At 62.0% G+C, this 25,751-nt stretch carries 22 protein-coding genes; 18 read left to right on the top strand and 4 right to left on the bottom strand.

What is annotated here, in order from left to right:
* Positions 1 to 122: 122 nt before the first annotated feature.
* The 12 genes from KEG38_RS52515 (at position 123) to KEG38_RS52460 (ending at position 11,081) form a co-directional block, all read left to right on the top strand.
* Complete coding sequence (locus KEG38_RS52515; protein ID WP_272428527.1) at positions 123 to 629, top strand: hypothetical protein; 507 nt, start codon at positions 123 to 125, stop codon at positions 627 to 629.
* Positions 630 to 690: 61 nt separating this feature from the next.
* A complete protein-coding gene (locus KEG38_RS52510) occupies positions 691 to 1,395 on the top strand; it encodes a class I SAM-dependent methyltransferase (RefSeq protein WP_272428525.1) in 705 nt (234 codons plus the stop codon).
* 358 nt (positions 1,396 to 1,753) lie between these two features.
* Positions 1,754 to 2,971 (top strand): hypothetical protein, encoded by a 1,218-nt coding sequence (locus KEG38_RS52505; protein WP_272428523.1) that lies wholly within the window; start codon positions 1,754 to 1,756, stop codon positions 2,969 to 2,971.
* Positions 2,968 to 3,471 carry a hypothetical protein gene (locus KEG38_RS52500; RefSeq protein ID WP_272428522.1) on the top strand — a complete coding sequence of 168 codons (504 nt, stop codon included), beginning with the start codon at positions 2,968 to 2,970 and terminating at the stop codon, positions 3,469 to 3,471. Before KEG38_RS52505 ends, KEG38_RS52500 begins: the two co-directional genes overlap by 4 nt.
* A gap of 3 nt (positions 3,472 to 3,474) precedes the next feature.
* On the top strand, positions 3,475 to 6,060 hold the full coding sequence (locus KEG38_RS52495) for an Hsp70 family protein (RefSeq protein ID WP_272428521.1): 2,586 nt from the start codon (positions 3,475 to 3,477) through the stop codon (positions 6,058 to 6,060).
* 19 nt (positions 6,061 to 6,079) lie between these two features.
* Positions 6,080 to 7,552 (top strand): ATP-binding protein, encoded by a 1,473-nt coding sequence (locus KEG38_RS52490; protein WP_272428519.1) that lies wholly within the window; start codon positions 6,080 to 6,082, stop codon positions 7,550 to 7,552.
* Positions 7,553 to 8,072: 520 nt separating this feature from the next.
* Positions 8,073 to 8,303: a hypothetical protein gene (locus tag KEG38_RS52485; protein WP_272428517.1), complete on the top strand. Its 231-nt coding sequence runs from the start codon at positions 8,073 to 8,075 to the stop codon at positions 8,301 to 8,303.
* Complete coding sequence (locus KEG38_RS52480) at positions 8,300 to 8,653, top strand: hypothetical protein (RefSeq protein WP_272428516.1); 354 nt, start codon at positions 8,300 to 8,302, stop codon at positions 8,651 to 8,653. Before KEG38_RS52485 ends, KEG38_RS52480 begins: the two co-directional genes overlap by 4 nt.
* Positions 8,650 to 8,925 carry a helix-turn-helix domain-containing protein gene (locus tag KEG38_RS52475; protein WP_272428514.1) on the top strand — a complete coding sequence of 92 codons (276 nt, stop codon included), beginning with the start codon at positions 8,650 to 8,652 and terminating at the stop codon, positions 8,923 to 8,925. Before KEG38_RS52480 ends, KEG38_RS52475 begins: the two co-directional genes overlap by 4 nt.
* Positions 8,922 to 9,512, top strand: coding sequence for a sigma-70 RNA polymerase sigma factor region 4 domain-containing protein (locus tag KEG38_RS52470; RefSeq protein ID WP_272428513.1), 591 nt, complete (start codon positions 8,922 to 8,924; stop codon positions 9,510 to 9,512). The genes KEG38_RS52475 and KEG38_RS52470 overlap by 4 nt, the downstream gene beginning before the upstream one ends.
* 421 nt (positions 9,513 to 9,933) lie before the next feature.
* Positions 9,934 to 10,410 (top strand): Panacea domain-containing protein, encoded by a 477-nt coding sequence (locus KEG38_RS52465; RefSeq protein WP_272428512.1) that lies wholly within the window; start codon positions 9,934 to 9,936, stop codon positions 10,408 to 10,410.
* Positions 10,407 to 11,081, top strand: a complete 675-nt coding sequence (locus KEG38_RS52460; RefSeq protein ID WP_272428510.1) for a hypothetical protein — start codon at positions 10,407 to 10,409, stop codon at positions 11,079 to 11,081. Before KEG38_RS52465 ends, KEG38_RS52460 begins: the two co-directional genes overlap by 4 nt.
* A gap of 171 nt (positions 11,082 to 11,252) precedes the next feature.
* On the opposite strand, the gene KEG38_RS52455 is transcribed toward KEG38_RS52460, so the two are convergent.
* Positions 11,253 to 12,377 carry an IS1 family transposase gene (locus tag KEG38_RS52455; protein WP_443689974.1) on the bottom strand — a complete coding sequence of 375 codons (1,125 nt, stop codon included), beginning with the start codon at positions 12,375 to 12,377 and terminating at the stop codon, positions 11,253 to 11,255.
* A gap of 458 nt (positions 12,378 to 12,835) precedes the next feature.
* On the opposite strand from KEG38_RS52455, the gene KEG38_RS52450 reads away from it, so the two are divergent.
* The 3 genes from KEG38_RS52450 (at position 12,836) to KEG38_RS52440 (ending at position 16,270) form a co-directional block, all read left to right on the top strand.
* A complete protein-coding gene (locus tag KEG38_RS52450) occupies positions 12,836 to 13,678 on the top strand; it encodes a HamA C-terminal domain-containing protein (protein WP_272428507.1) in 843 nt (280 codons plus the stop codon).
* Positions 13,675 to 15,801 carry a DEAD/DEAH box helicase gene (locus tag KEG38_RS52445; protein ID WP_272428506.1) on the top strand — a complete coding sequence of 709 codons (2,127 nt, stop codon included), beginning with the start codon at positions 13,675 to 13,677 and terminating at the stop codon, positions 15,799 to 15,801. Before KEG38_RS52450 ends, KEG38_RS52445 begins: the two co-directional genes overlap by 4 nt.
* Before the next feature lie 253 nt (positions 15,802 to 16,054).
* Positions 16,055 to 16,270 (top strand): KTSC domain-containing protein, encoded by a 216-nt coding sequence (locus KEG38_RS52440; protein ID WP_272428529.1) that lies wholly within the window; start codon positions 16,055 to 16,057, stop codon positions 16,268 to 16,270.
* Positions 16,271 to 16,703: 433 nt separating this feature from the next.
* On the opposite strand, the gene KEG38_RS52435 is transcribed toward KEG38_RS52440, so the two are convergent.
* Positions 16,704 to 17,165 (bottom strand): hypothetical protein, encoded by a 462-nt coding sequence (locus KEG38_RS52435; protein WP_272428505.1) that lies wholly within the window; start codon positions 17,163 to 17,165, stop codon positions 16,704 to 16,706.
* 93 nt (positions 17,166 to 17,258) lie between these two features.
* On the opposite strand from KEG38_RS52435, the gene KEG38_RS52430 reads away from it, so the two are divergent.
* On the top strand, positions 17,259 to 19,034 hold the full coding sequence (locus KEG38_RS52430; protein ID WP_272428503.1) for a right-handed parallel beta-helix repeat-containing protein: 1,776 nt from the start codon (positions 17,259 to 17,261) through the stop codon (positions 19,032 to 19,034).
* A 388-nt stretch (positions 19,035 to 19,422) separates the two neighbouring features.
* Here the strand turns inward: KEG38_RS52430 and KEG38_RS52425 are convergent, their stop codons facing one another.
* Entirely contained in the window at positions 19,423 to 20,292 is an 870-nt protein-coding gene (locus tag KEG38_RS52425; RefSeq protein WP_272428501.1) for a DUF4062 domain-containing protein, read from the bottom strand.
* 591 nt (positions 20,293 to 20,883) lie between these two features.
* Between KEG38_RS52425 and KEG38_RS52420 the strand changes: the two genes are divergently transcribed.
* Positions 20,884 to 24,090, top strand: a complete 3,207-nt coding sequence (locus tag KEG38_RS52420) for a type ISP restriction/modification enzyme (protein ID WP_272428499.1) — start codon at positions 20,884 to 20,886, stop codon at positions 24,088 to 24,090.
* Positions 24,091 to 24,314: 224 nt separating this feature from the next.
* Here the strand turns inward: KEG38_RS52420 and KEG38_RS52415 are convergent, their stop codons facing one another.
* Positions 24,315 to 24,761, bottom strand: a complete 447-nt coding sequence (locus tag KEG38_RS52415; protein WP_272428498.1) for a hypothetical protein — start codon at positions 24,759 to 24,761, stop codon at positions 24,315 to 24,317.
* A gap of 110 nt (positions 24,762 to 24,871) precedes the next feature.
* Between KEG38_RS52415 and KEG38_RS52410 the strand changes: the two genes are divergently transcribed.
* Positions 24,872 to 25,177 carry a helix-turn-helix domain-containing protein gene (locus KEG38_RS52410; protein WP_272428496.1) on the top strand — a complete coding sequence of 102 codons (306 nt, stop codon included), beginning with the start codon at positions 24,872 to 24,874 and terminating at the stop codon, positions 25,175 to 25,177.
* Positions 25,178 to 25,751: the final 574 nt, after the last annotated feature.

Raw genomic sequence — 25,751 nt, 5'->3', positions numbered from 1 at the left:
TGCTGGAGCAGTGGCCGCGTCGAGTGCGCCGGTCCCTGAAGTTCGGGGCCACGCCGGGGGCTCCGCGGGCGTTCAACGCGAGCCCTTCTTGGGGAACCGGGGTTCTGCTAGACCTCCCCGCAATGTCCACCCTCAAGTTGCCGAAGGACGTCGTCGCCGATCCTCGTCACGACGCGGTCGTACGCCTCCTCGAGACGCACGCGGCTCCGTTATGGGAGCGAGGTCGCCAAAAGGTCGCGACGCTCCCGATGACCGACACGCTGGCCGCCGAGCTCCGCAGCGCGCTCGCCGCTGGGCATGCCTACCAGGGTCTCGAGCTCATCGGCGAGAAGCTGGCCAGCGAGCAGAAGGGCCTCGACGCGCTGAACGAGAAGACCCCCGGCAGCCCGCAGAACGCCCGTGTGTCGCGGATCCTCTTCCTGGCGAACGACGGCAGCGAGCGATTCTATCGAGATTGCGACGCGCTCCTCTCCCGTTACCCGCAGCGCCTCCTCGCATGCCGTCTCGACATTCCAGGTGAAGCGCTGGGCCAAGCGCTCCTCGGCAGCACGAAGATGGTCCGGAGCGTGCTCGTCGTCGACAAGAAGGTCGGCGCGCGAGCCTTGTTCGCTTTGCTTCCGCCCGGCTGATCGAAACGGGTTCCCGTCGAGTCGCTGTCACGTCGCGAGCGAGTGCGATAAGGTCGCGCCGATGAGCGACCAAGTGAGCGATGCACAGGCGCGCATGTACCAAGAGAAGGCGGACGCGTACGACGCGCTGATCAACGCGGAGGATGCGGACGAGGCGCTCGCACGCATGGTGCGCGAATGGCTGCCGGAGGGGGCCGTGGCGCTCGACGTCGGCGCGGGTACCGGGCGGCTCTCGCGCATCGTCGGCGCGCGCGCGTCGCACTTGCACCTGGTCGATCGCGCGGCGCCCATGTTGGAGATCGCGCGCCGGCATCTGTCGCAGGCCGGCGTGCCGTTCACCATCCACCACGCGGATGCGCGCTCGTTGCCGTTGCCCGACGCGAGCGTCGATGTCGCAATGGCCGGATGGGTGTTCGGGCATTTTCGTCACTGGATGCCGGAGGGCTGGCGCGAGGAAGTGGACGCGGCGCTGTCGGAGATGCACCGTGTACTGCGTCCCGGCGGTGCGCTCATGGTCATCGAGACGCTTGGCACCGGCCACGAGACGCCGCGCGTCCATCCGGGCATGGACGAGTACTTCGCGCACCTGGAGCACGCGCACGGGCTTTCGCGCCGCTGGGTGCGCACAGACTACGTGTTCCCCGACGTCGAGAGCGCAGCGAACATTTGCGGCGAATTCTTCGGTCCAGCACTCGTGGCCCAGATCCGCGAGCGCGCATGGGCGCGCGTTCCGGAGTGCACCGCGATCTTCACAGGCGCTCGCTGACCGGGGCGCTGCCCCGGACCCCGCGGGGGCTGTTCGCCCCTCGACCCGAACCAGGGCAAGCCCTGGACCATTCGTGGAAGAACTGCGCGATGCGCAGTTCTTCCAACAAGGCCGGTGGCAAGACCAGGAACGGCGTTGCCGGTTGAAGCCGTCTTGATGGGCAGCGTCGCTCGCCGGTCTTGCCTCGGCCTGTTCGATGAACTGCGCATCGCGCAGTTCATCGACCCCGAGTCCAGCGCTTGCGCTGGTCCGGGTCCAGGGGTGGACAACCCCTGGTGGGGTCTGGGGCAACGCCCCAGCGAGACGCCGCTTCCGCCCGTCTTGACCGCACGAGCCCCTCCCGCGGATGATGCCTCCCGTGTGGCGAGACGAGGACGAGGCGCTGCTCGCGCGGCTCACGGACGAGATCGTCTTCGAGCGCCTCTTCCGTGAGCAGGCCGGAACCGACGCCCGCCCCCCCGCCCGTGGCGCTGGCCTCTGCGCTGCCCTCCGGCGCCTCCCCGGGGGAAACGACGCCATCGAGGCCGCGCGCACTGGCAAGCTCGATGCCCTCCGCGAGCACCTCGAGCCTGCGCGGCAGATCGACCCGCCTCCGGAGCTCCTCCACCACCTCGCCCTCCACCACGCGTCCCTCGCCGACCGTGCGGGAAGCTCCACCGACGCGTTCGTCCGATCGATCACTGCCTGGCTCGCCCTCGGCCGCCAGGAGACCTACCTCCGCGACCTCGGCGAGGCCGTGACTGGCAGCGCGCTTGCGCGGCAGGACCTCGATCGTGCCCTCGTCGATGCGCCCCTCTGGTGCATCGAGGATCTCGGCGAGCGGGCGCGTCTTGGCGCGCGGGAGCTCACGGCCGACGCGCAAAGGGCGCTCGCCGCGCTCGGCCGCGTGCCTGAAGCTGCGCGGATCGCGCGTGCCCCCGAGGCCCTCGCGGAGCGGGCGGCGCGGCGGGCCACGTCGCTCGTGGCGGTCGCCGTCGAGGAGGCGCTCGCGCCGGTGCTCGCGGCGTTTGCCGAGGCGACCACGAAGGGCGAGCCGAGCGCTGCGGAGGGCGCGGCGCTGCTTGGGAGGTTCGTCGCCGTCTGGCGCTGGTCCGGCGCGGACGAGAGCGTCGAGCACGCTGCGATCGAGCAGGCCACGCCGCTTGCCTGGGCCCATTACCGCGCGAGCCGCTGGGACGATCTCCGCAGCCTCATCGCCCCGGTCGAGCCCCTCGTCGACGCGCTCGCGCGCCGCATCGAGAACGACCCGTCGAAGCTCGCCTACGCCGCCCGTGCGGCCCAGATGCTCGTCTTCCGCTCGGACGTCGTCCGCACCGAGCGCGAGACGCTGGAGCTCCTCGATCGGGCCATCACGATCTGCCCGACCCACCGCAACGCGCGGCTCATGAAGGCGAACACGCTCTGCGATCAGGCGCTCCGGCTCCTGCCCGGCGCGCGCGCGCCGAGCCGCCAGGATCACGACCGGGCCGCGGGCCTCATCGAACGCGCCGAGCAGCTCTACCCCGCGGCCACGCGCCTCCCGGAGGCGCGAAGACGCCTCGGCGAGGCCAGGAAACTCCTCGGGATCTCTTCATGACCAACGGAACGGAAAATCCCTTTCAACGCTTGGGGCTACGCTCGGACGAGCCGAGCTGCGCCCCAAACCCCTTCGAGCGGTTCGACCTCGATCCGAGGGAGGGCCCGCGCGCCATCACGGAGCGCCTCCGCGAGCTTGCCGAGGACGCGGGCGAGGCCGAGCGCGCAGACATCCGCGCCGCCTGGGAAGAGCTCACCCTGCACCCGCTGCGCCGCCTGCGCGCTGCCATCGGCGCCCGCCCGCGCCACCCCGCGCTCGATCGTACGGGCCCGGAGCATGCGCCGCCGAGGGCTCGAAAATCCCCTGCGGCGGAACCTGTCGGGCTCGCCGAGCTCGCGCCGCGGCCTTCGGTGGCCCTCGCGCTCGCGCCGTTCCTTTCCCGTGGGGCCGACAGGGGCCCGCGGACCGTGCTCTCGCTCGACGAGGATCCCGTGCTCGCCACAGGCGCCCCGAGCGCCGATCCTCCCTTCGCCCCCACGTCCCCCGAGAGGAAGCGATAGACCATGTTCGTCGACCGTCCTGTTGGAATCGATCTCGGCACGACCAACTCGGAGATCGCCATGCTCGACCCGTCCGAGCGCGATCTGCACATCTTCGCCGACCGCTTCGGGCGGCGCACCGTCCCCTCGGCGGTCGCCTGGGATCCCAAAGGCGAGGCGTTCCTCGTCGGCCACGCCGCGCGCCAGCGCCGCGGCAAGACGCCCCCGCCGATCGAGTCCATCAAGCGCAAGATGGGGCAAAACGCGAAGGTCGAGGTCGGCCCGCATGCGCTCACGCCCGAGGAGATCAGCGCCAAGATCCTCGCCGAGCTCCGCGCGCGCATGAGCGAGCACCTCGGCAAGCAGGCCGCCGAGGGCATCGAGGTGCGCGTCGATCGGGCCGTGATCACGGTGCCCGCGTACTTCGACGCGCCGCAGGTCGAGGCCACCCGCAAGGCCGGCGAGATGGCGGGGCTCGAGGTCATCGGCATCCTGCAGGAGCCTACGGCCGCGGCCATCTACCACACCTGGAAGAGCCGCCTCGGCGATGGAAACTTCCTCGTCTACGACCTCGGCGGCGGCACCTTCGACGTCTCGATCCTGCGTTGCCTCGGCGGCGAGTACCAGGTGCTCGCGATCGACGGCGACAACTACCTCGGCGGCGACGACTTCGATCGACGCTTCGCCGAGAAGCTCCGCGGGATCCTGGTCGCGCGTGGCTACGCCCTCGACCTCGACGTCCGCGGCGACGAGGCGGATCGCCAGCGCTTCGGCCGCCTTGTCCACCTCGCGCAGGAGATCAAGGAGTCGCTCTCGACCTCCGAGGTCGTGAGCGTCGCCAAGCAGGACTTCATGCAGGACAAGAACGGCGAGAGCGTCTCGTTCGAGGGCGACATCGGGCGCGCCGAGTACGAGCAGGCGGTCGGCGATCTCGTCGAGACCACGATCGCCTGCTGCGAGCGGGCGCTCGCGCGGAGTGCCGAGACCTCGTCGGTGGATCTCGGGCAGATCGATCACGTCGTCCTCGTCGGCGGATCGACCCGCGTGCCGATGGTCGTGCGCCGCGTGACCGAGGCGATCTGCAAGAAGAGCCGCTCGGAAAAACCTTTGCAGGACGAGGTGGACACGTGCGTCGCGCTCGGCGCGGCCATCCACGCGGCGCAGCTCGGGGGCCTCAGGATCGGCGAGCCGGATCGGAAGATCACGGTCGCGTTCACGACGCCGCTCGTCAGCCAGGGCTCGAAGATCCGGCTCGGCGTGCGCGTCGAGCAGGCGCCGGAAGGCGCGGCGGAGATCGTCGTGTTCCGTGGGATGAGCGGCGCCGAGGAGATCGCAAAGGCGTCCTTGCCCGACGCGGCGGGCGCCGTGGTGCGGCTCGACGTCCCGCTCGGCGAAGAGCCCGAGCATGCGTCGCGCGTGGCCCTGCGCTCGGTCGAGCGCGAGGTGCTCGCGGAGCTCCCGTTCGCGCTCTACCGCGGCGACGTCCGGCCCCGTGCGAGCGCGCTCTCGCGGCCCTCGGTCGTGGCCAAAGACCTCTCCATCGAGGTCGTGCGCGCGGGCCGGCGCGAGCGGCGCGTGCTCATCGCGCGCGGCGCGGGCCTGCCCGCGGAGGTGAAGAGCCGCTTCTTCACCGCGGATCAGAGCGGCGCCGTGGTGCTCCGGCTCCTGCAGAACCGCATGCCGATCAAGACCCTCCTGCTCCAGGTCCCGCGCGAGCTCTCCGTCGGCACGCCCGTGGATCTCACGCTCCGTTGCGACGACGCCATGCGCATGGAAGCGCGCGCGGTCGTGGCGGGGCAGGAGCTCTGGGCGCAGGTCGAGCCGCCCGCCGCGCCGCGTTTTGATCCCGCGGGCGCCGTGGAGTCGCTGCTCGAAGAGGCCGAGTCGACGAGCAAGTCGCTCTGGGGTTCGAGTGCGATGAGCTACCGGGCCGAGGCGGACATGCTCGTCGCCGGCATCCGCGAGGTCGTCGCCACGGACCCGGACAAACTGCAGGCGCTCTGCGAAAAACTGCGCCTGCTCGTCGACTGGTACCGCGGCGACCCGAACGAGACGCTCTCGCCGCCCATGGCCCGCTTCGAGGCCGAGCTCAACGAGCTGCGCCGCCGCGTCTACCGCGCCTCGGGCAACCTCTACGGCATGGATCGCACGGCCTGGGAGAAGCGCCTCGCGGACATCGAGGCCCGCGCGATGGCGGCCTACGAGGCTTCAGATGCCGTGGCCTGGCGCCGCGTCTTCAACGAGGTGCAGGCTCTCGACGAGACCGCGATGCAGGAGGAGTTCGCGCAGATGCGCCTCGACGATCCGGCCTACCTCGATCGCAGGCTGCGGAACGAGCGCTACTACGCGCAGAGCGTCGAGCGGAAGCTCGTCGACTTCGTCCCGTCCTCCTCCGACGTGGGATCGCTGCAGATCGCCGAGCGGAACAAACTGATCGCGCAGATCCACGAGAAGGTCCTCGAGCCGCTCAAGAACCTCACGTCGGACACGAACGACGCGGGGGCGCTCCGGCGCAAGCTCGAGGCGATCAACGCGGAGACGTCGCGCATCGACAACGCGCTCGAACGGCTGCCTTCGCTCGGCCTCGTCACCGAGCGGGGAGGCGCGTGAGCAAAAGGGCCGCGGGCGCGTGAAGTTCGTCGACGACATCGGCCTCGGCGCGGCGCAGAAGCTCGAAACGGCCGTCGGGCCCTTCGTCGCGCTGCCGGCGTACAAGCGTCTGCTCGTGCGCACGGCCGAACCCTCGTTCGCCGCGCGCGCCGCGCTCGGCGCCCTCCGGTGCGCGGTGCGCCTCGGCGAGGAGCGGGAGATCGAGGACATCGCGGCGTACTGGAGCACGCTCTCGGGCAGCGGCCCGCACCTGCCGGCCATCCTCGAGCTCTGCCGGCAGCTTGCGCGGTTCGGGCGGAAAAGCGCGGCGCTCACACTCGCGGGGGCCGAGGTCGAGCGCGAGGAGTCGGCGCGTGCGCTCTACCTGCTCGGCCGCATGCTGGAGCTCACGGGCGACGGGGACGGGGCCTTCGTGGCGTTTGGCAAAGCGGCCGCGCGGGCCGACGCGGAAAAGGGCGCGGCGGACGTGGCGGTGGCATCCCGCGCGCGCCGCGTCGAGCGGCTGCTCGGCGATCGGACCACGGCTGCGCTCGCGGTCGCGGACGCCGCGTCGGCCGATCCGGCGGGCGCGCCGCCCGATCACAAGCTCGTGATCGCGCTCGGCAGGCTGCGCTCGCCGAGCCGCTTCGTGCGGGCCTCGGGCCTGTCGCTTCTCGAAGAGCTCGGCCGTGATCCGACGACATCGCTCGGCCGGCTCGCGATCCGCCTCGCCGCCGAGCATGCCGACGCGCTCGGGGATGCGCTCACGCCGCTGGAGGCCGATCGTGTGGCGGCCACGCTCCGCCACGTGCCCGACGATGCGGCGCGGGAAAACGCCCTCGCGCGGCTCGCGGCGGCGCAGGCGATCGCGGCGTCGCGCGGGGAGGCGCAGGCCGAGGCGATCACGCGGGCGGGCGAGCTCGCGCCCGAGATCTTCCCTCTGGTTTGTCGGGCCCGCGCCACGCTCACGGGCGGCGGACAGGGCGACTACGGCCCGTCCCCTTCGGCCTCGACCGAACCATCCTCGCCGTCGCTGCGCCTCGCGTCGCTCGGGCTCGCGGCCTACGTGGCGCTCGGCAAGGGCCGGCCGCGGGAAGCCGCGGAGGCGCTCACCGAGGCGACCGACCTCGTCACGAGCGGGGGCGTGGGTGTCGCCCCGCCCGTGTGGACCGCCGCGCGCGCCGCGCTGGGCAGCACGGAGCCGCTCGCGCGCGCCGCGGGCGTTCGCCTTTGCGAGGTCCTCCTCTCGGGGCCTTCGGCGGCGCCGCCGGGCGGGCATTCGGCCTTTGCGCTGGCCCTCGCGCGGGCGGGCCGAACGGACCTCGCGGTGCGGGCGGCGCGGGATGCGGTGACGGGCAAGGAGTCTTCCGCGCGCGCTCTTCTCGGCTCGATCCTGCGGGAGCAGGGCTGGGCGCTCGCGGCGGCTGGCCAGCGTGAGCTCGCGATCGCGGCGCTCGTCGAGGCCAAGGAGCACCTCGCGGCGGCGGGCAAGGACGGCGCGCGGGGGCGCTGAAGCGCGCGTCCGGGCTCGTCGGCAACGGCTGGGGTGGTTGTCGACATGCTCGCCGGGCTCGTCGGCAACGGCTGGGGTGGTTGTCGACATGCTCGCCGTGCTTGTCGGCAACGGCTGGGGTGGTTGTCGACATGCTCGCCGGGCTCGTCGGCAACGACTGGGGTGATTGTCGACATGCTCGCCGTGCTCGTCGGCAACGGCTGGGGTGGTTGTCGACAGGTGGTGCCCTAAGTCGCCCTAATTTGGCGAACTAGGGCAGTTTGGCTCTTGCGCTGATGTACTACGGCCTCGCCTGAAGGGCTGGGCCGGGGGCGCGAGAGCGCCCCTTGGCCTACCTCCAAAAGGCGCCGCCCCGTGGGACCTGTGAACCCCACGAGGCGACTTGGCCGCAACCCCGTTTCAGCCGGAGTCGCAACCCATGCTTCGTCTAGTCCACCCTCGTCCCGAGGGCCAAGGGACTCGTCCGCCCAAGGGCCGGAAAAGTCCCTACCTCTTCCCCACGCCCGAAGAGCGCGCCCACATGCGGGCCGCCGAACGCAACATCGCCCGCGCCTACGGCGGGCGGGACGTGCTCGCCGCCGTGATGGGCGTCGGTCGTCACACCCTCCAGAAGATCCGCCACGAAAGCTCCTACGGCGTCGCCGTCCTGCTCGCGCGCGCGGGCGGTATCCCCGTCGAACAGGTCCTCACCGGGCGTCCCCACGTGGCGGGCGCGTGCGCTCTTTGCGGGCGGAAGGGAGGCGCGTCGTGATGACGTCTTCCCGTTTCCGAGATCGCCCCCTTCGTGGGACCGACCTTATCGAGATCCAGCGGTCGAACCTGCGCGCGCTGCTTCGCCATCTCCATCGCGAGCTGGGCTCGTGGATCCTGGTGGCGCACAAGCTCGGTTTCCGCCGTTCGTTCATTCTCGCATTCTGCGACGGGTCCGAGCCCGGCAACATGGCGCTCGCGCGGAGCATCGCGCGCGCCGTCGGTCTCTCGCTCGATGATGCGCTCGCGGGGAAAGCTCCGCCAAGGAAGGCGCCCGCGCTCTCCCTCGTGACGCCCCCGAAGGCTCCGAGGGCCCCGAAGGGCTCGCGCCGGAAAGGGGGTGCTTCATGAACGAGCACGACCAGGGCCCGGACCACGACAAGGCTCCCGAGAGCCTTCCCGCGATCCTTACGATCGAGCAGGCGGATCGCGTGCGGAAAGCGCTTGCGCCCTTCGTTGCCGGACGCTCGGCGAAAGAGGCTTCCGAAGCGATCGGCTACGCCCCGAAGTACGTGCAGGCCTTCCTTCGTGGGGAAATCCACTGCACGCTGCATTTCGCTACGGGCGTCGCGCACGCGCTCGGCATTGAAGTGGAAATCCTTGTCCAAGGGGACAGCACGTGATCCGGCAGCGCGCCTCCCCCGGTGGGGGCGCGCCGATCGTCGAAGCGGATGCGGACGACATCGAGCAGCTTCGCCCGATGCTCGTCCGCTATGTTCGCACGATCGGCGTGGTGTCTGCGCATGTACCGGACATCGTGCAGGAGACGGTGATCACGACATGGGAAGCCCTGAATGAGGGGCGCGTGCGTGGCGGGGAGAGAACCCCGCCCGAGGCTGCGCTCTGTGGCTTCGCGCGGCAGACGGCGTGGTTCCACGCCAAGAACCTCTCGCGGCGAGCCTCGACACTGCACGAGGTCCCAGCGTCTTCGCTTCGGGATGTCCCGATCCTTGCAACAATGGAACCGCTGCCGGCCATTGAAGCGCGGGATCTGCTCGCGCGAGTCGTGGCGTCGAACCCGAACGTCGCGCACGTCGTGGAGCTGGCCGCGCGCGGGCTCATCGGCGCCGATGCGGCTCGTGCTGCTGGACAACCGCGGGCGACGTTCCACGCCCACGAGAAGAAGCTCCGCGCCGCCCTTCGGAAGCTCGGAGCGACCTTCACTCCGAAGCAGGCTCCACGCCCCAACCGGACGCAGCGCAAGCGCTGAACGCCCGATGGGGTCTCTCTCCGGGGCGCCCGTCCTGCTCTCCCGTCCAGGGCCCACCCGTCTACGCCGCTTTCTCACGGCGCCCCACATCTGTAAGCCGGTCTCGTATGAACGCGCGCGCACCGGGGCGGATACTTCGGTTTGGTGGATGTGGAGATCAATCTTCTACAACCTTCTCCCAGCCTTGATCAAACGAAGGGGGAGGAGGTTAAGGTGGCCAGGAGAAGGCAAGCGATCTCCCTGGAGCCAGTGTAGGCACATGTCCCACCAATCGCTTGCATGTGGCTACCCTCTGCTACTTGTTTGATATATTTAGGGATGTGGGTGATGCTCGTCGGTGTAAAGAGCTATATCGTTAGAGAGCATTCTGCGTGACTGACACCACTTCGAGCAGCATTCTCCTCAATACGTGAGTCTACGAATGTCAAAATCTCATAAAAACAAAACGGCGGTCGCCGCTGCTGACGTAGCAACCTATATTCTGGAGAAGCATGGCTCGATGACTGCCATGAAGCTTCAGAAGCTCGTCTACTATTGTCAAGCATGGAATCTAGTTCGCGAGGAGCAACTCCTCTTCGACGACCCTATAGAGGCATGGGCAGATGGCCCTGTCGTGCGATCCCTATATGAGAGGCACCGGGGTAGGTTTGTCGTGAATGCGGAAGATTTTTCAGGAGACACATCAAAGCTGTCAGACGCAGACAAGAAGACGATCGATAAGGTCATAAACCGATACGGCAAATACTCAGCGGGACAGTTGAGCGATCTGACACATGAGGAGCAGCCCTGGATCGAAGCCCGCGCAGGCTTGGAGCCACTAGAGCGCGGCAATCAAATTATCGACCCTACTGTCATGCAAGAGTTCTATACAGCCCTCGCACATCAACGGCGCTCATGAGTCTTCACGACGAGTATCGAAAGGTTGTCGGTAGGCTTTCCGCACTTGCACGCACCGCGGCAAGTCGGCACGAGGAGGAAGCGAGGGCCAAGGCGACCCATGAGCAACTCCAAGAATTGCACAAGAAGATTCTAGATCTGGAATCGTCACTTGATGACGGATCATTGGAATCAATCATCCGCGAAGAGTTGGAGAAGGCGGATAATTTCCTCCGGGAGTTCATGTTCTTTCGTCCGCCTCCGATTCGAGAGCGCGACGTTCCGGATCCTGGATCTACAACTGCGTGGAAGACCCAGAAGCTATCATGGCGGTTTGGGAAATTAGATCTGGAGCATCCGCGTCAGTGGAGCACCGAAGAGGACACAACGCTCGATACACTCATAGCCGTCGTCAACCGCCTCACGGCCTACGAAAACGTGACGTGGGGCACGGTTGGCGATTTCTCCGAACATAATCATGCGTGGAATGATGCCTCGGAATGGGAGAAGGCATCGCAGGATCGTTTGAAGGAGTTAAGCCTCGACGATCAATCAAATCTTTATCAGTTGTACATTCACAAGCTGGGACGCCTGTATGGCTTTCGGATCGGAAGCGTGTTCCACGTGCTTTGGTGGGATCGATACCACGAGGTTTACATCCCGAAGAAGTTTCTCAAGCTATCGCAGAAATAATTCTGCTAGTGCGCATACCCCGTGAGGGAGTCAATTGGGCCGGCACAGGCTCCTGGTCGTCGACCATTCTCCCGATCTACGGAGCCGCCCCCGCCCCTCCAAGGCTCTTGGCGGCGACGATCTTCGTCGAGACAGCCGTGTCGATGAGAGCGAGAAGGGCCCCGCAGAGGCTCAGAAGAGGTCGATAGGCGGGGGCTTACGACCTTTGGGGGGCCCCTTGGGACGCCATGAGAAGAGGTCAAGCTGCTCGTTCTCATCCGGAGCCGCAACCGGCGATGCCCCAGGCGCGGAAACCTGCGCGCCGTGCGCGGGAGCAGGCCCCTCGGGCGTAGGCGCCGGTGGCGCCCCCTTGCCCGTCCCTCCTTCCACGATGCGAAGGAACCCGCGCCCACCGGGGAGTTCGCGGTGCGTCGTCTCCGGTGTCCTTGGGGCAAGATCCTGCTGCACGGGCGGCCCGCACCGCTCTGCCGTCATGATGGCCGTCAGGAACTCGTCCAGTTCCCACACGTGATCGGTAATGTCTGCCGCCATCGCGGGCGTCACCTTCATGTCCTTCTGCACGCGCCCGAGGTTGAACCAGCAGTAGGACAACGCGAGCGCCGCCGCATGATTCTCCGGGCGTTTCGAGAACGCGAGGCAGAGGCGACGCAGCCGCCCGTTCATGTGGCGGATCGTCAGGTTGTTCCGCTCGACGTGCGCGGTGGTCGAGGTCGCGAGGTTCGGCGCCCCGAAGACGGTGCGCTTCGTGAGCTTCGGATCGCGGGGCGGCTCGTACTTGTGGTCGGGCGACTTCTGCCCGCCCTTCTGCCACGACTTCACGACCTGCCCATGGTCGACGCCGAAGCCGAACGCCTTGCCGATCGCGGGCCCGTACGCGGCGTAGCCGTCGCTCGTGATCTGCGGCATGACGGTCAGCCGGGCGCGGACGTCGCTCATGAAGGCGTCCGCGCTCGCTTGATCGCGCCGCCCTGCGTGCCAGGAGATCACCATGCGGGAGACGCCGCAGACGGCGACCCACACCCACACGTCGCCGAACCCCACGGGGTGCTCGGCGGCCTTGCGCGCTTCCTTGACGCCGCAGTAGGTCCACAGCTCGTCCGTCTCGATGAGCGTGCAGGACAAGCCGCGAGCGAGTCGGTTGTGGAGGTAGCCGGCGCCGGTTCCCGCCGCGAGGGCGAACCGCGAGATCGTGTCCTGATGGACGCCCGTTAGCCGGGACACCGCCCGTACCGAGTTGCCATCCAAGAGCGCAGCAAGCACACGAAGGCGCTTCTCATGAGAGAGCACGTTGGCCACAGAAAGCCTTGCCCTTCTCCGGCGGCGGGCCCATGTTGCGCAGTGCGACGTGCGTTGGCTGGGTCAAACCATCCGGCGTTCCGCAGCCCCGTCCCCGGGTACCAGCCGGAGGCGGGGCGTTTCGTTTGTGGCTTCCACGGTAGCGAGAACTTCTAGAAACTGAAGGATTTTATTCAGGACATAGGACATTGGTTGTCCTATGTCTCGGTGGTGGGGGGAGGGCGCCCGTGGCCGGTGCGGGCGGGGTTGGGGGCGTCCTCGTCGGGGAAGATGTCGATGGAGAGCCACGCGACGAGGCCGAAGGAGGCGGGTTCGCTTGCGTGAATCGTCTTACAAAACCGCATGCTCATGTGAGCAGTTGCCCTCTGTGCGCTTGCTGCCTCTTGCCTCTTCGCTGTCTAGGACACATCATTAGGCGCTCAGTGATCCCAGCGGGTCACGGGCCAGGTCAGCACCAGATGGTTGATCGCCTCATACAAGTGCGCGTTCATGATGGGTCAACGCTACCGCCCCTCCATGGGATTTGCGTAGGCTATGAGCGTGGTCAATGGCGGGCCAACCAGCTTGTTGAACATGTCGTTGAATGGATTCCTGAATTCGCGTTGACGCACCGTGAGATTCAGGCGATCGGTGTTAGTAATGCCGTAGCTCTGGTTCGAAAAGCTGCGAGGGCGATCTACACATCGAAAAAATTTGAGCGGCGCGGTGAACTCGGCGAACTGTTGCTGCACGCAATCCTGCGCGAAATCAAGAACACCATCCCTGCAGTTAGCAAAATTTACTACAAGGATAGTCCAAACGACACCGTCAAGGGCTTTGATGCGGTCCACGTGATTGATGCAGGAGGAGGTGATCTTGAGCTTTGGCTAGGCGAAGTCAAGCTGTACAGTGACATCGGCGACGCTATAAGGGACGTAGTTGCCGAACTTCTAACCCATTCGACGACCAACTTCTTACGCACCGAGTTTGTGGCGATTATAAACAAGATCGACCCGACATGGCCGCAAGCTGAAAAGCTACAACTACTGCTTGATCCTCAGACGTCATTGGACGCAGTGTTCGAGCGTGTTCGAGTGCCGGTCTTGCTGACGTATGATAGCGCGGCCGTGCAGGCGCATGATGCGATTAGCGCCGCCTATAAGGCAGATTTTGAGACAGAGATTCGGAAGCACCATGCATCATTCGCTTCCAGGCAACTTCCAAGAGAGCTTCATATTGAGCTATTCCTGCTGCCGGTCCATCAAAAATCTGAGCTAATTGACGCATTCGATCGGCAGCTCAAGGCTTGGCAGACAATATGACCTACGCCGAACTGCGTGCCCTTGTATCTAATCGCGATGCCCTGGCCAGTGACCCGCTGCGGGCGCTCAGGGCAGTGGCAACATTTGCAGCGGCCGACGCATACGGTCCAGAGTCGCAGAAGTTATTGCTCCGACTCCTGGAGCATCGAAGCAGCCTTGAGAAATTCGTCGCACCCATCAATGATCTGGTGAGGCGCTTTGGCTTGTTCCCCTACATAAACGACATAGAGGCGCTTTCCGTTGCTGATAGAATTGCAGTCGAGGTCCATCGTCCAGCACTTTCCACTCAATTGGCGCTGCCGGAGGCGCTTGTCTTCCATCGTGAGCAGGCGGCAGTGTACTATGCATTGTTGAGCGGCAAGAGCGTCATATTGAGTGCTCCCACCAGCTTCGGCAAAAGCCTAATCATAGATGCCATTGTAGCAAGCAACCGGTATCACAATATCGTGGTGGTCTTGCCCACGCTCGCATTGGTCGACGAGACGCGTCGTAGGTTGATGCGGTTTCGTTCAAATTACAAGGTAATAACGCACGGAGGTCAGAGGCCTTCCGACCAGAATATATATGTACTAACACAGGAGCGTGTCGTCGACGTCGTGCCTGGCGTTGACGTTGACTTCTTTGTGATCGATGAATTCTACAAGCTCAGTCCAAGTCTTGAGACGGAAGAGGAGGACGCTCGCAGCAACATCCTAAATCAAGCTTTCTATTTGCTGCATCAGACCGGAGCCCAGTTCTACCTCTTAGGACCGAACATTCATTCGCTTACGCCTGAGTCGGCCGAAAAGGTTGATTGTGAATTCGTTCGTACTGAATACAGCACAGTTGTGACCGATGTTGTCGTGGTTCCGCCCGGCGAAACGGATGATGAACGACTGCTTCGGCTAGTCAAAACGCTGGACGAGCCTACGATTGTCTACTGCCGGGCTCCGGGGCGGGCGGCCGACGTCGCTGTCCTTCTTTCAAAGAATGTTGGTTCGGTAGCACTAGAAACCGATGTTGCCGCTGGTTGGGTGGGCGCTGCATTTCATCCCGAGTGGTCCTTTGTGGAAGCCTTGAAAAATGGCATAGGGCTGCATCACGGACAGATCCCCCGCGCGCTTGCACAATATGTGGTGCGGCGCTTCAACGATGGCCTGCTTCGTTTTCTTGTGTGTACCTCAACGTTGATTGAAGGCGTAAACACCAAGGCAAAGAACATTATTGTATGTGACGATTATGTAGGAAACCAGAAGTTGGACTTCTTCACGTTTAACAATATTCGCGGCAGGTCAGGCCGCATGTTTCAGCATTTTGTTGGCAGAGTGTTTCTGTTTCATGCTGAGCCTATCCGGGAATTGCCGGTTGTTGATGTCCCTGTATTGAGTCAACGCGATAGCGCTTCCACCAGTCTCTTGCTCCAGTTGGATGAGGGCGACCTATCGGAACGGTCGCGCGAGCGACTGCTTGATTATCAGGGGCAAGACATACTCAGCCTCGATACGCTCAGAAATAACGCAGGGATCGATCCAGACTTGCAATTGATGCTTGCCAAGGAGCTCCGAGATAATTGGGGCAAGCACCATTGGTACCTGTCCTGGACTGGCGTTCCGACCTTCGACCAGCTCTTGTCTCTATGCACGCTTCTTCGCGATTATCCGCTTGGTGGGCGACAGAGGAGCGCTGTGGCACCAAAGGGAGAGGCTTCCCTGCTCAAGAAACTTGAGAAGAGGAAGCCGCTGCATGAGTTGATAGTTGCGCAAATCAAGCACACCAAGAGTGCGGAGGGTGCGGTTAATACTGTACTCAAATTTGTTCGAAACTATGCTATGTTTCTATTCCCGAAAGCTGTCAGGGCCCTTGATCGCATACAAAGGGAGGTGTTTGCGGGTTTGGGCCACAGTGTCGGTGATTTTGAGTCGTATGTTAGGCAGGTTGAAAACTTGTTCCATGATGGGTGCCTTATTGCGCTGGATGAATACGGTATTCCATTGCAGCTCGCCATGAAGCTGCGTAGTGGTGGTGTACGTAGTGGAGCGGAGCTGGATGATGTACTTGAGTGGCTGCGTGCGGTGGATCCCACAACCATAACTACTGATCCGTTTGAGCTTCTTTTGATAAGGGAGGCTCAGGAAGGGCTTTGAGGCGGCGTGGCGGAGCCTCGATGGCGAGCAGCACGCGTACGACCTCGCCGCCCGGGTTGCACGGCCTCCGGGGGATGAGGAGGGCCTTGGGGAGAGACGTTTCCCAGGCAGCAGACACGTCGGGTCGGTCGGAAGCGCCAAAACGTGGGCCTTGACACGTGTGCTGCTCGCTGGGTAGGCTAACCGGTGCGAAGGGCTGGGCGGATCGTGGATCGTTGAAGTCGCTGGGCAGAAGGGCAGAGTGGTGAACCCAATGCAGCGCATACGTGTCAGTTCGTCAAATATTGCATCTGCGGGCTATGACGATGCATCGAGGATCCTTGAGGTTGAATTCCTTGATGGCTCGATCTACCAGTACTTCGGGGTCGCACCTTTCGTATATCGCGATTTTATGAACGCCTCTTCGCACGGTGGCTACCTCGATGCCTATGTGAAGAAACGCGGGTACCGCTATCGTCAGATCCGCTGAGATGACAGCTTAGCCTGGAGAGCCGGTGCCATGACGGTGGTCATAAGGCAGACCGCCGACGAAACTGTTTCTGGCGTCGATGCCGTGAGATATGCGCAAACAGGCAACGGTAGAGGGACGAATCAATGGTGGTAGGTCTGCAATTGGCGTCATCGGGTTAAGGATGGATCCCGCGCCAGACTCTGGTGCAGTAACAAATGGGAGCAGTTGAACATGGCTTGGTATCCTTTTACAGCCGAATCCATTGACAATGTAGTGCTTCCTGATCTTATCGGTGTCTATGTGCTGGCGCCTCGCCCTGCCCGTGGCGCCGCTCAATTCTGGGTAGGGCGCTCGGATCACGACATTCGAGGACTGCTACACGATCGATTGCGACAGCTCGATGCAGAGCTTGGTCGAAAGGCTCCCAAGCTCTTCACATTTGCTTACAAGCCTACCGTGCGGGAAGCGTACGATCACGAGTGTAGGGTGTTTCATCGGTACCAGGAAAGGATCCAGCATCGGCACCCTCCGGCCCCCATCGGTCCGACAGGGAAGAGATTGCTTTGTCCGAATTCGGGATGCCCTCATCACAATGCCGAAACGACTGGAGGTAGCGGATCGTCTTGACCACGTTCCAATAAGCCAACGCCTCGCCAAATCGGTAGTAGAGGCTCTCTCGGCTGCCTGGGTTGATGTGAAGATGCTCCCGATAACATTCGCCAAATTCTTCCGAGATCGGTTTTGGTTTGATTCCTGGAGCATCATCCATTGGCGAACCATTGTCCCGATCAAAATTCTCTAGCAAAAATAACAATATTGCGGCGTTGTCCCATGTGTGTGACGCCGGGTGCCCCTCATGATTGATATCCATCAACTGACGGATGGATAAATAGTTTCTCGCCGTCATGATCACGGTGAACGTTCCTGAGGGCACCAGCGTCGAAGGAGCACGCCGCCGGCGTCGCGACGGGGATGGGCGAGGACTTACGATGGGCGAGGTCGTACCATGAAACCGCTTGCGCTTGAAGCGCCGTCCATGTTAGGGGGCTGCTGTGCTGCGCGTATTGTCAACAAACGCCGCAGGAGGCAAACAATGAGCGTCGTTCCCCAAAAGTTCCACAACATTACAGTTCTTACAGCAGCTACCGCTTTCTCTTTGGGGTTGCACGGCTGCACAGGCACGAGCGACCCAGCCGACGAATCGATAGCAATTGCATCGCAGGAATTACAGGGCAGCGTCGCCTGCACCGCCGCTCAATTGGCTGAACTCCTGAAGGTCACAGACGATGTTTACGACGTAAAGTGCAGCTTTACGCTGCCAGCCGGCTCTACCATATATCGACCGCTTCGGTTCTATGGCGACGCAGCCGATGGAGTGACGGTTGATTGCAATGGGTCATTGATCGGCCACGGGGGCAAAAATGGCCTGCCAGATACGCACGGCACCAGAATGATCGAAATACGCTCGAAGCTCACCGTTTCGGACGGCTCGGTTGTCAAGAAAGCCAACGGCTACTATGAGCGCCAGCGTCCGGAGCAGATCACCATCAAGGACTGCTCTGTGCATGGAACGGTTCGCATTTATGGTCTCGGCGTAAACGGGGAAGCCGAATATGTACGCCAGTCCTCGATCGATAGCGCGGCTCCCGGACACCCCGCGCGTGCCCGAGACGCTGCGCCATACAACGTCGTGCTGAACAACGTGACCATCCACGGCGGCGGCGGAGTCCCGCTTTACCTATCACCTGGAGTAACCCGAGTCCAGTTGCTTAACTCGACGATTAGCGGCAACTCGACCGGGGCTGGTATTTACCTGGATACTGAATCAGCCAATAACATCATTCGCAACAATGAGTTCACACTGAACACGGGTCGCGAAATAATTGCGGTAGATGGGTCCAGTGGCAACCTGATCGTGAACAACCAGTTCCCGCACCCAGAGTATGGCGGAATCCACCTCTATCGCAACTGCGGCGAAGGAGGCACTGTTCGGTGGAGCGGCCCTCACCATAATCAGTTCATCAACAACTTCTTCGGCTCCGACTATCACCCTTCGATTATGGTTGCCTCTCGCGATGGCGATTCGCCACATTGCGACGAGGACGACGGCTACGACTTTGGCAGCAGCAAGTATAACTGGGACTACGCTCGCTACAATGCGATCATGCAGAACCAGATGCTCAATGCCGACGTAGCAATGGCCATCTTTGTAAAACACTCGACCATCAATTCGCCCAACTACGTGGAGCACAACCAGAGCGTCACAGCTCGAATCGTTCGGAAGGCGGGGTGCTATCTCCCCACGGGGTTTGCCAAAGACTTCATTCTTGATGATCAAACGGCTACCGTCACAGAGACGCAATCCGGAAGCGAGGTTTGTGTCGTGAAGAAGTGCATCGACGGGGTTCTGTCGGACGTCGGTGACTGCACTATGACGATGGTCCCATTCGGTTGCAGTAAAAGCGGTAGCAACGCGGGGTGCAACACGAGCGCTACCTGTCCGAGCGGCACGAAGATTATTGGTGCGAAGGCCGCCTGCAATCTCGAAACGACCGACGTAACAGCCGATGATCTGGAATCGACACCCGCCGGAATAGTCGACGTGGTTCAGCTTTCAGACAACACCAGCGACGGCAAGTGCATCGTCGGTGATACGACGGTTGTTAGCCGCGACGATGTCGTCCGGGGCCCCAGTGGAGCCACGTCGCTTACCGCGCACTGCGAGGAGCACGACAATAACGGCGGCGAGTGTGCCGTCAAGGGCGTTTTATACTGCAAGTGATTCGTGACTCCAACCCGTGGACGCGAATAGCAGCTTCCAAAGCGCAAAGATCATCGACGTGGGCGCCCTCGATGCGCTCAAATAGGCGTCGAGCATCAAGCGAGGTGGGTAGCAGCACGAGAGCGGTCCTGCTCCGCAGTGCGCCTCGACGTGGGCAGCTCGGCCTTGGTCGCCCTCGCAGCCATGAGGTGCGCGAGCGCGCAAGCTCCAGAGGTAGCTCCGCCCCATGAAGGTTAGGTAGATCGCTGGATGGTCGGGGGTTCATGGTCTTGGTGATCTGTGGCACCAACCACGACCCCCGGCACCAGGCTCCGGCTAGGCTTCGCCGCGCCAACGCCGACTGGTCAAGTTTGAAGGAACTCCGGAGACCGACGACGGGGGCGGTTGGTCAAATTTGCCCACTACCCTCGATTGCATGACCGAGGGCCGTTTCGTACTCCAGCTTTACTTCTACCCTACTGGGGCCCGAGGTTTGAATCGGGATCGCCACATTGGCGGCGCTGGGATTTTCAGGGGTAATATCCTGTAGGGATCCGACCTGAGTTCCATTGTGCCCGCTGATTTGAGGCGCAAATGCTGCATGCTGGCCTACGCATTTGATAAGGAGGCTGAGTACGTGGGCCCCCGCCTGCCGTACCGAGCTTCTAGAGCTTATTTTAAGGATGGGGATGCGCCCTTCCTCGATGAGGCGGCGCAGCATTGCCGGGGCGGATCGCGCGCGAAAGTCAATGGAGACGCGTTCCTTCAATTCACAAGAGTCCTTGAAGGCCCATAACCAGTTGCTGTCCGGTGAACCGCTTACAAGGGCCTGGTGCTCGTGCACGAAGTTGAAGATTCTTTCGTTATCTCTAGGAACCCAAGCGAACTTAACCGTCGCCGAGCCGGAAGGGCCACCGTTCTTCTTCCATACCGAATACTCGCCCAGCAGGCGGTCTCGCACATACATATAGATGGGCAGCCCTCTCGCCTTAGCCTCCTCGTATTCCAGGTGCGTTGCTGATACGTCCTTGAAACCGGCGGCACCAAGCGAAGGGCCGTACCGCTGCGAGAGGATGCAGATGAAGGCATCCGATGTGCGCACGTTGGCGAGGCATGTCTCGATGGAGTCCTTGTACCCTGCCGTCTCGAACTCTGACGCAGGACGATCGGACAAGATCGGCGTGAGGCCCATGCCCCGTAGGTGCAGTTCGACCTCTGCCCGCAGGTCAAGTAGATCGTAGCAGGTGGAACTGATAAAAATTCGGCTCCCGGATCCCATCCGGGCCATGTAGCATGAACGGACGTCCTCGTGGAGAGGCGCTCGTGTTCAGACTATCCGTCCAGGACACACCAACACCGTTGCGAGGGACGCGCATGCCCTTCCCGGGGTCTGGTTTCCGAGCCAAACCGAGCTGGATCCGATCTGCCACTCCCTGATTATCGATGCATCTGTCGCTGGCACGACTCTGCCACGATCGGCGCAATTCCTTGAATCTACTTGAGATCCTTGATTGATATCTCAGCAAGAACCTAATTGGTTTCGAGTGATTACCCGGAGAAGTGCTAGCTGATAGACTCATTACAGAACGATTCGACGTGTACCCTCATCACTCAAATAGGCAAATGCAGGTTAAGAAATAGGCATAGGAGTTCTATGAGCCTAATGATCCACTCCTAGTGCGGATGCGGCCTCACCTACGAAGGCATCGCCGGTGTACTGTACCACATAACACTTCGTTTGTTACTTGCAAATGTATTTTGTCATGCTGTTCTTGCAGGGGCACTTCTAGATCTCCAAGTTTGGACGGCTGTTCTTCATGCCCCAGGCCGCTTGCCAAAACACCCCCTTTTGGGGATACAACGTCAACCGATGCCGCTCCTCAAACTCGCCCCGAACCACAAGACAGTCGTCGAGTATTACAACGAGCTTCAGCAGCTTTCGTTCCTCCACAAGACGCACGAAGGCGCAGTACGCGGCGCCTTCCAGAACCTTCTTGGCAAGTGCGCGAAGCAGTTCAACTGGACGGTAGTCGGCGAGTACGAGATCAAGCGTCCGAAGCGTCCCTCTCTGCGAGTCGATGGCGCGCTGGTGGATCCCTGGACCCTGACGCATGGCTACTGGGAGGCCAAGGACGAGAAGGACGACCTCAAAGTCGAGGTCAAGAAGAAGATCGCGCTGGGCTATCCGACTGATAACATCCTGTTCCAGTCCCCCGATCGAATTATCCTTGTTCAAAACGGGAAGCAGGTTCTCGACAACTCCATCAAGGATCTGAAAGAAGCTCCAGCGCTGGTCGAAGCTCTCAAGGAGTTCTTTCGTTACCGGCCCCCCGCATACGATCAATGGGAGCAGGCGGTCGAGGAGTTCCGCACCAAAGTACCTGAATTCGCGGATGCACTTCTCAAGCGGATTCACGGCGAGCGTACACTCAACTCAGTCTTCGCGAAGTCGTTCACGGGTTTCGTGGACGTTTGCCGCCGTGCGATTAACCCGAACCTTTCTGAGCAAGCTGTCGAGGAAATGCTCATTCAGCACATGCTCACTGAACGCATCTTTCGCAAAGTTTTCGACAACCCTGACTTTGCCCATCGGAACGCAATCGCTGCCGAAATAGAGAAGGTCATCAACGCGCTTACGGCGCGCGCAATCAGTCGCGAAAAGTTCCTCGCGGGACTTGATCGTTTCTACGGAGCAATCGAGACTACAGCGAGCACCATCGAAAGTTTTACCGAGAAGCAGCACTTTCTAAACACGGTATACGAAAAGTTTTTTCAGGGCTTCAGCGTCAAGGTGGCCGACACTCATGGCATCGTATATACCCCGCAGCCGATCGTCAAGTTCATGGTCCGTAGCGTGGACGAAATCTTGAAGCGAGAGTTTGGCAAGTCCCTTGGCAGCAGGGGGGTCCATGTCCTTGACCCGTTTGTCGGTACAGGCAACTTCATGTTGCATGTTATGCGACAGATCCCGAGGACGCTGCTTGCCTACAAATATGAGCACGAACTCCACGCTAACGAGGTAATGCTGCTCCCGTATTACATAGCAGCAATGAACATTGAGCATGAGTACGCGGAGATGATGGGCGAGTACAAGCCCTTTGACGGGCTCTGCCTCGCCGATACATTCGAACTAGCTGAAGATAAGCATCCGTCTCTCTTTACCGAACAGAATACGGCTCGTGTGGAGCGCCAGCGAAAGCTTCCGATTTTTGTTGTCTGCGGGAACCCGCCATACAACGCCAATCAGGTCAACGAAAACGACAATAACAAGAATCGGTATTATCCGGTTCTTGATACGCGCGTAGCGGCCACATACGGCAAAGCTTCGCGGGCGAAGCTCAAGAACAAACTCCGCGATCCATATGTTAAGGCGATAAGGTGGGCTACCGATAGGATTGGCGACAACGGCATCGTGGCGTTTGTGACCAACGGTAGCTTTATTGATGACCATTCGCTTGATGGTCTGCGCAAGTGTGTCGTCGAGGACTTTGACGCCGTTTACGTTCTCGACCTCGGGGGCCGCGTTCGCAACAACTCAAAGATCTCCGGCACAACGCACAACGTCTTTGGGGTTCAGGTTAGGGTCAGCGTCAACTTCTTCGTTCGCCGTTCCACTGGAGGCACAGCGAGGACCGCGAAAGTCTTTTACGCCCGAACGCCTGAACTAGCTAGGAAGCAGGAGAAGTACGATGCGCTCGAAGGGTGGGGTACCATCCATGGCGTAGAATGGACTGAGATTCAGCCAGATCGACGCCACCGCTGGCTCCAAGATGGCGCAGTAGGTGACTTTGCGGACTTTACACCGATGTTTCGCGAAACCTCTGGGGAGGAGGGTAGCAGCGGCATTTTCGAGAACTGGTCCTTGGGCGTCTCTACCAACCGCGATTCTGTTGTTTATGACTTCGATCGTCAGTGCGCCTCGCATCGTGTGGCTGATTTTGTCGCGGATTATAATGTTGAAATGCTGAGGTATCAGGAGAACGGAAGACCCCGGAACGTGGATGCGTTTTTGAATACAACCAGGGTCAAGTGGAGCGAGAGCCTGAAGAGAAGCTTAGAACGAGGCACGCGGCTGGTCTTTGATCAGGCTTTGATTGTCGAGTCCATGTATCGTCCGTTCACAAGAAAGTTTCTGTACCTCGCCCCAGGTGTGGTGGATCGGCCAGGCGGTGGCAGAGCTTTTTTTCCTAGCGAGCACAACAACTGGGCGATTGCGGTGCCTGGCGTGGGAAATAGGAAGGGGTTTGGGTGCCTTGCTGCGAGGTCGCCGCTGTCGTTGGATCTTGCGTTCGAAAAGGTTCAATTGTGCCCGTTTTTTGTCTATGACGAGCATGGCACAGCGAGTGAAAATATTCCCGACGTGGCGCTCAATCAGTTTCGAGAGTGGTATGACGAGGAGATCACGAAGTGGGACATCTTCTGGTACGTCTACGCCATTCTGCACCACCCTACCTACCGCACCCGCTACGAAGCCAGCCTGAAACGAGAGCTTCCGCGCATCCCCTATGTGCCCGACTTCTGGGCCTTCGCGAAGGCTGGCAGACGTCTTGCCGAGATTCACGTGGACTACGAGAAGCAGGACGAATACCCCCTGGAGCGCATCGAGAACCCCGATGTTACATTGAACTGGCGGGTGGAGAAGATGCGGCTGAACAAGCAGCGGGACCAGATTATCTACAATGACTTCCTGACGCTCGGTGGCATTCCGGCTGAGGTGTTCGAGTATAAGCTTGGTGGCCGCTCGGCCCTGGAGTGGGTCATCGACCAGTATCAGATCAGCACCGACAAGCGCAGCGGCATCATGAGCGACCCCAACCGGCTCGATGATCCCGAGTACATCGTCCGTCTCATCGGCCAAGTGATCACCATCAGCCTGGAGACCGTGAGAATTGTCCGCGGTCTGCCGCCGATTGAGGAAGGAGGACAGAGCGCTGCGGAAGCGCTCACAGCTCGCAGCGAGGTGGACGAGGACGAATCCCACCGTGACCCTCCGGAGACGACTGCGAAAAAGGAAAATAGCACTTCGGTCTCGGCACCGAAGTCCACGAAGGCAAGTGGCAGGTCGAGGAAGGGCTAGTTTTGAAGGAGGAGGAAGTGGAAATGACCGCCTCATCGGAGGCGGCAGGTGTCGGGCGGCTTGCGGCAACCATCTAGGCCCACCAGACCGGCTCGAAGGCGCGTGCCAAGCGTCCTGTACCTCATTCGTATCACCTCGCTGCCCACCGTCCGGACGCTGTCCTCCATCCGTGCTGAGTGAGAGGATCCGATTCGCCTCTCCGTCGAGACCATGAGCAATCAATCTCAGGGCAGTCGGCCGCAGCAGAACTTGTCGTCCGCCAAATGCATGCAGGACGGGAACGCCTTCTTGACGTCTCCGATCGTCAAGCCAGAGCCCGAGAACTTGTACCCCTGCTTGAGCTCCGAACTACAGATATCGTCGATCTCGGAGTAGCGCGCGTATCGTATCGTCGGCGCTGGCGGCGCAGGTGGCGCTGCCGAAGCGGCGGCTTTCGCCTCTGCCTCTTTAATGGCCTGTTTTCGCTTCTCGCGAAGCTCTTCTATCTTCGGCTTAAGGGCCTCGATTCGGTCCCTTGCAGCCCTCCCCGAGAAGCTCACTGAATCGCGATTCGTGGCATCCGCATATGCGTTGGAAGCGGCTTCAATCTCCCCCTTCTGTTCGAATTCCTGACCCCTTTTGAAGTCTGCCTCCGCCTTGTCCTCGCACCCCGCCAGCGTCATTCCCAGCACGACCGTAACCGACCACACGCGAACCCGGTGCCCCATGGTTCCTCCCGATGACATAAAGGAACCATATATGAGGGTTTTTCTGAGAGCGCAAGCGGGACGACGTTCGTCCCGTGACCGAACGTGACGCCGATCCGAACCTTGAAGAGCCTGAGGCCCCCGAGGATCCTGAGCGCGTCTTGAAGGATGTTGGGCGCCGGATCGCAGAGCTGCGGCGCGCGCGCAACTGGACGCAGGAAGAAGCAGCGGAGCGGCTAGAGATGCCGCTCAAGAACCTTCAGCGGGTCGAGCGAGGGATGCAGAACCTCACGATCCGAACGCTCGTGCGGATCGCCTCGACGTACGGCGTGCGAACAGCGGAGCTGTTCGAGGCGCCCATGTCGCGTGAGGTGAGGAGAGGTAGGCCGAGGAAGGGTTGATGGCAGGCTCACGTTGTCGCAGGGGGCGTCGCCGTAGGCTGTAGTAGCCGATGAGCCCCACCTCAGGGGGGTGTTACACCGGCTGCCTGCCCTAATTTGCCACCGAAGACCGCCCTAATTAGGGCACCACCTGTCGACATGCTCGCCGTGCTTGTCGGCAACGGCCGGGGTCTTCGTCGACATGCTCGCCGTGCTTGTCGGCAACGTGGAGGGGCTATGTCGACATGCTCGCCGTGCTTGTCGGCAACGGGGAGGGGCTATGTCGACATGCTCGCCGTGCTTGTCGGCAACGGGGAGGGGCTATGTCGACATGCTCGCCGTGCTTGTCGGCAACGTGGAGGGGCTATGTCGACATGCTCGCCGTGCTTGTCGGCAACGTGGAGGGGCTATGTCGACATGCTCGCCGTGCTTGTCGACAACGGGGAGGGGCTATGTCTGTAGTGCCCTAATACCTTAGGAGATCCCCCGGCTCTGCCGGGGAGGCAGCCGAAGTTTGACATTTCCGGGGGTCTAAAGGCGGAACCCCCTTCGTGAGCCGCTCAAAGCAACACGAAAGGGGTTCCAGTGGACGAGT

The organism is Polyangium jinanense, assembly GCF_028435265.1.
GTDB classification, from domain to species: Bacteria; Myxococcota_A; Polyangia; order Polyangiales; family Polyangiaceae; genus Polyangium; species Polyangium jinanense.
The sequence above is the reverse complement of the archived record's forward strand: the minus strand, read 5'-3'. Positions and strand labels throughout refer to the sequence as shown.